This is a genomic window from Rhodopirellula sp. UBA1907 (genome assembly GCF_002337565.1).
Taxonomy (GTDB): Bacteria; Planctomycetota; Planctomycetia; order Pirellulales; family Pirellulaceae; genus Rhodopirellula; species Rhodopirellula europaea.
In genome coordinates this window covers 21,566-27,565 of record NZ_DDGH01000074.1, presented here as the reverse complement: position 1 = coordinate 27,565, position 6,000 = coordinate 21,566, and the positions used below count along the sequence as shown (strand labels likewise).

Below are 6,000 nucleotides of genomic sequence, written 5' to 3'. Positions count from 1 at the left end.
AGGTTCCACCTGGCGATCGTCGCGTTCTGGTTCATCCGCCACATCGAAAACATCCCAAACGAAGAACGCGCCCCAACACGGTCGCCATGTGAGACATGGCCTACGACGAACGCACGCAAACATTCGCACACAAATATCGCGACTCGGTGGAACGCTCCACGCCTCTACGAATCGTTTTCGATTTCGCTCAGCAAAGCTTCCAACTCTTCGGGCGATAAATCGGACGCTTCAATATCCGATTGAATGTCGTCTTCCGCACCATCGAATTCATTCGCGGTGGCATCTTGTTCGGGACCACCGGCCAAGGTCTCCGCCAGATACGCTGCCAAGCGTGCAGAGGTGGGGTAGTTAAACGCCAACACGGGAGTCAGCTCGATCCCCAACCAATCTTCCAGCTCGCTGCTCAACTCCACCGCCGTCAACGAATCCATGCCGGTTTCGGCGAACGGGGTTTCCGGTGTCAGCGATGCGTTGCGAATCGGGCGTTCGCCGTCTTCGTGGATCTGTTCGCCGCTGTGACCAGACAACCAAGCTAACAACCAGGCGGTGATTTGCTCGGTCGCTTCGGGAATCTCTTCCCGAGTCACACGGGTCGGCAATTCAGGCAGAGCCACGGATTCTGAATCGTCGATGAATCGATTGCGTGACCACTGGTAACGTGCCGACAACTCGCCGGCTTCGATCATCGAACGGCACTGTTGTCGCTGGACTTTACCGCTCGTCGTCAACGGAATCCCGCCAGGCCGAGTGATCAACACTTGGCGAGCGTCAACTTCGTGATCGTCAATGATCGCACGTCGAATATGACGCACGATGTCGGGTAATTCTTCTGAGTCGACGTGTCGCGAAACTTCGGCAGCGACCGTCAAAGCGTCTCCAGTCCGTCCGGTGGTTGCGACCGCGGCACACTGCAGCACGTTGGCTTGCAGCAAACCTTTGACCGTCGCCTCGATGTCCTGCGGGAACAAGTTTCGACCACGCAAGATCACCACGTCTTTACTACGTCCAGTCACGTAGACTTCGCCGTCGTGAATGAATCCCAAATCGCCGGTTCGCAGAAACTTCTCCGCAGGATCTCCGTCGGCGAGAGTCGCACCGAAGACTTCCGCGTTCACAGATTCGCGTTTCCAGTAACCAGACGTCACCGATGGTCCCGCCAACCAGATTTCACCAATCTCGCCATCGGGCTGTTCACGTTTTGATTTCGCATCAACGACCAACACGGTCATCTCGTGAGCCGGATTTCCCGAACTGACCAATTGACGCGACGTCGCAGGGTCCGGCTTCGCAATGGACGCATCGTTCGGCAATGTCTTTCCGAGCGTGGTATGGCGGATGACTCGTCCACGCCCATGAGCCAATTCGTCTTTGTCCACGTCCAGCAAACTGGGTGCTTGCCCGGACCGGCAACTCGCCGCCATCAAGGTTGCTTCGGCCAATCCGTAACAAGGACAGAAAGTTTCACCGCGAAAACCTGCGTCGGAGAATCGATCGGTGAACTGCTGCAACGTGTCCGCGACAATCGGTTCGGCACCACAAAACGCCAACTCCCAACCGCTCAGGTCAAGCGACTCCGCCTGAGCCAGATCAACTCGGTCAACGCACAACTGATACGCGAAGTTGGGTGCACCGCTAATGGTGGCCTTGTAGTCCGAGATCGCTCGAAGCCAACGCATCGGCCGAGCGAGAAAGGACCTTGGCGACATCAAGATCGCATGACCGCCGACGTACAACGGCTCAAGGATTCCGCCGATCAATCCCATGTCATGGAATGGAGGCAACCAGAACAAACCTCGCTCGAAGTCGTCGCCATCGTCATCGGACCATTCAATTCCGAATGCATGACGAATCGATTCCAGGTTGCTCAATAAGTTAGCATGCGAAACCATCACACCTTTTGGATCGCTCGTCGATCCACTGGTGTATTGCAACAAAGCCAAGTCGGTCGATTCGATGTCGCCCAACGGCAGTGCATCATCAGTCGCGTCGATCGTTGTCAGATCTTGTTCGATCGAAACATCCGTCGCAATCTTTGGCAGCGCCGCGGTATCGGGCGACACCCGATGCGGATCGATGCCCGCGATGGTTTCTTGATCGCTGATCAACACGGATGGTCGGCAATCGGCCACGGAAGTATCCAACCGTGGCATCGCACGGCCGGGCTTTGGATAACTGGTCGGGACCGGAATCAACCGAGCCATCTCGCAGGCCATGAACCCGACCATGAATTCCAAACCGGGCGGGAACAACAACATCGCTCGATCACCCGCCGTCGCACCAGTGTCACGCAGTAAACGAGCCGCGACCGCACAAACGCGGCGGTGCAGTTCGGCGTAAGTCAGCGTCTGCGGTTGTTCCGTCCCATCCAACGAATCGTCGGTCAGAAACGTCAGCGCCGGACGATCGGGATGCCGCGCGGCACGATCAACGAGCAAATGAGCGAGCGATTTCCATCGCGTCTCATTGGGCTCGCGGGTCGTGGAATCAGTGATATCTGATTTGCGTAACATACGGTCTCAGGCGGTGGGCCGATCAGGTGGGCAACTCGAAAACTGTTTGGCTCGCCGGGGCAGGATAGTAAGTTTGGGTCGTCTTTCGTCCTAGCATATAACTCTGCTAGGTGGATGGAAAGCATGATGGCGTTTCTTTGACGACAGGTCAAAATTCGTCAGGGGGGCATCCTTGCTTACCGCACAACCGTCATGGATGGCGGGACTCCAAAACTTCTCAAGATGCCCTATCGTTACAGGTTGCCAAGAGAGATCGAACCCCCCTTCCACGGTTGCCGCGAAAATGATTCGTGTTCTTGACTGCGTTTACTAGCAAATCCCGGTGTCAAACCTAGCCATTGCGCGAATTTAGGCAAGAAAAAGAAACACTGCACTCGCTTTGATCCCATCCGCTTGACGCGAACAAGTCCACCGTCGCGGAAATGACTTCTCACTCGCATCAGTCCGGCGGCATATGCGGACGACCAAGTCCCCCTCTCGGATCAGTTAAGCTGTTGGCTGCAATTTGATCTGTCCGCTTCGTCGGCTCGGGTCACTGTCCCGCCTGCCCCTCCCCGCCTGCCGAGTCAATCCTGTGTGGAAGAAGCCCTCTGACATTGCGCCGCGTCGATCCCTGGCCCTTTGTTTCTTGGTTGTTTGGCTGATTTCACCGGCGACCTTCGCCGCGGACGACGAGCCCAAATCAAAAGAGCCATCCTTCGATCTCGCGATCCTGAACGGGCACGTGGTCGATGGCACGGGTGCCCCTTGGTACGAAGCCGATGTCGGAATCACGAACGGCAAGATCACCCACATCGGCCGCATCGATCCGGCGTCCGCCAAAGACACGATCGACGCCGAGGGATTGATCGTCGCTCCCGGGTTCATCGACATGATGGGGCAAACCGCCACGCCGATACTTCGGAATCCTTCGTCGGCAATGAACTTACTGACGCAAGGCATCACGACCATCAACGCGGGCGAGGGATCGTCGGCCGCGCCGGTTTCAGATCACGACGCGAAAACAGTCGGTTGGCAAAACATGGCGGAGTACTTTCAGTTGCTGGACCTGAAAGGCATGCCCGTCAACACCGTACAAACGATCGGTCACACCCAAGTCCGCCGGTTGGTGATGGGTGAAGACGACCGGCGTCCCAGCGACGATGAACTGGAGGCGATGAAAAAACACGTTCGCGAAGCCATGCGTGCGGGTGCGATCGGAGTTTCCACCGCGTTGATCTACCCTCCCGCCGTTTATGCATCGACCGAAGAAATCGGTGCCTTGGCCGGAGTCGCTGGCGAACACGGCGGACGCTACTACACACACATGCGAAACGAAGGCGACCAGCTTCTCGAAGCGATCGACGAAGCTCTGGAAATTGGCCGGATCGGCAACACCCCCGTTCACATCTTTCACTTGAAAGCCGCCGGTCGTCAGAACTGGGGCAAGATGCAATTGGCAATCGCGCGCATCAAAGCCGCCCGCAGCGAAGGCCACCAAGTCACCGCCGACATCTATCCCTACATCAACAACGGGTTGGGAATCGATGCCCTGATTCACCCGCGGCACTTTGGCGAAGGACGAGCCAAATTCCTCAACCGGTTGGCCGACAACGAAGAACTGCGAGCTGAAGTTCGCGAGGAAATCGAATCCACCAGCGGTTGGGAAAACTGGTATCGCCACGCGGGCTCGGATTGGGACCGCATCATCATCGGCCAAACCTCTGAGCCTCGTTATCGCGAGTACGCTGGCCAATCCGTCGCCGCGATTGCCAAAGCAACTGGCGAAGACGCTTGGGACACCTTCTTTGGACTGTGCAATGCATCCACGTTTGCATTGCCCGAAACGATGAGCGACGCGAACAAGATCTTGGCGATGCAACAAGAGTTCGTTTCTTTCTGCACCGATGTCGGTCCGGCGGGTGGCAATCGAGGCGCCTCGCATCCACGTTCCTACGGTTCGTTCCCACGAATGTTGTCGCGATATGTTCGTGACTTGGGGGCGATCTCAATGGAACAAGCGATCTCGCAAGCCAGTGCCGCCGCGGCCAACGCCGTGATGGTTTATGACCGCGGCCGAATCGCCGAGGGTTTGGCCGCCGACGTGATCGTGTTCGACTTTGATGAACTCGCCGATCGAGCCAACTTCGAAAACCCGCACGCCGAATCGGTTGGCATGAAGCACGTGATCGTCAACGGAATTCCCGTGCTCGCCCACGGCAAGTTCACCGGCAAACGTCCCGGCAAAGTCCTCCGCGGCCCGGGCTTTGATCCCGCCACCGCGTCGCACGCGATCGTCACCGGAAACGACCAACCAGCGTTTCGCGAAGTCGATAGGGTGATGCAATCATTCCTTCGCGAGCACCGTATCCCGGGTGCATCGCTCGCGATCACGAACCGAAGCAACGTCGTCTACGCTCGCGGATTCGGCTACGCCGACGTGGGTCAGAGAGAACCGGTGACGCCCGAGAGTTTGTTTCGGATCGCAAGCATTTCCAAACCGATCACCGCGGTCGCGATCTTGCAGTTGGTCGATCAAGGCAAACTCTCGCTCGACGACAAAGTCTTCGAAATCCTCGACCACGAGCCTCATGTGGAAGAAGGTTCCAAGATCGACGAGCGACAAAACGAGATCACGCTCCAGCACTTGTTGCAACATCGTGGTGGTTGGGATCGAGACCAATCGTTCGACGCGATGTTCCGCTCAACCCAATTTGCCAACGCTCTCAGTGCATCCCACCCCGCGACGCCCGACACCATCATCCGTGTCATGCGAGGCAAACCGCTCGACTTTGATCCGGGTGAGCGGTACGCGTATTCCAACTACGGCTACTGCCTGCTTGGGCGAGTCATCGAGAAGATTACCGGCGAGACTTACGAAAACTATGTCAAACAAAATGTCCTGCAACCGATCGGCGTGACAACGATGTCTGTCGGTGCGACTCGTTTGGAAGGCCGCAAACCAAACGAGGTCCGCTACTACGATCCGCACCAAGGCGACTCCGTCTTCGCCGAGGATTTGAATTCGCGTGTGCCGCAAACCTATGGGGCTTGGCACTTGGAGGCGATGGATTCCCACGGAGCGTGGATTGCATCGGCCAGCGACCTGGCTCGGTTCGCAAGTGCGTTCGACGATCCCGAGAACAGCCCGCTGTTGTCGTCCGCCAGAATCAACGACATTTTTGCTCGGCCGGAAGGTTTGGCGGGACACAAGAAGAACGGTGACCTCAAGCCCAGGTACTACGGCCAAGGTTGGTCGGTGGTCACCGATGACTCTGGCGAATTGACCGCTTCCCATGGCGGTTCACTTCCCGGCACCAACACGATTCTGGTTCGTCGTTCCGATGGAAAGAACGTCGCGTTATTGTTCAACACACGAGTCACCGCTCGTCTTTCACGAGTGACCGGCACCATCCTTCCTCAAGTCATGGAGGCGATCGACCAGATCGAAGATTGGCCTCCGCAAGACGCGAACTGAACTTGGCGAAGCTTTCAGCTGGGCAACTTGAAT

At 57.1% G+C, this 6,000-nt stretch carries 2 protein-coding genes; one reads left to right on the top strand and one right to left on the bottom strand.

Annotation, left to right across the window (positions count from 1 at the left end):
• Positions 1-164 precede the first annotated feature (164 nt).
• A complete protein-coding gene (locus tag B2R17_RS16205) occupies positions 165-2,510 on the bottom strand; it encodes an AMP-binding protein (protein ID WP_286764794.1) in 2,346 nt (781 codons plus the stop codon).
• Between the two features lie 574 nt (positions 2,511-3,084).
• On the opposite strand from B2R17_RS16205, the gene B2R17_RS16200 reads away from it, so the two are divergent.
• Positions 3,085-5,967, top strand: coding sequence for a serine hydrolase (locus B2R17_RS16200; protein WP_286764793.1), 2,883 nt, complete (start codon positions 3,085-3,087; stop codon positions 5,965-5,967).
• Positions 5,968-6,000: the final 33 nt, after the last annotated feature.

Bases quoted from the DNA above. Each gene is read 5' to 3' on its own strand.
- B2R17_RS16205 (WP_286764794.1), bottom strand. From the start codon at position 2,510: ATGTTACGCAAATCAGATATCACTGATTCCACGACCCGCGAGCCCAAT.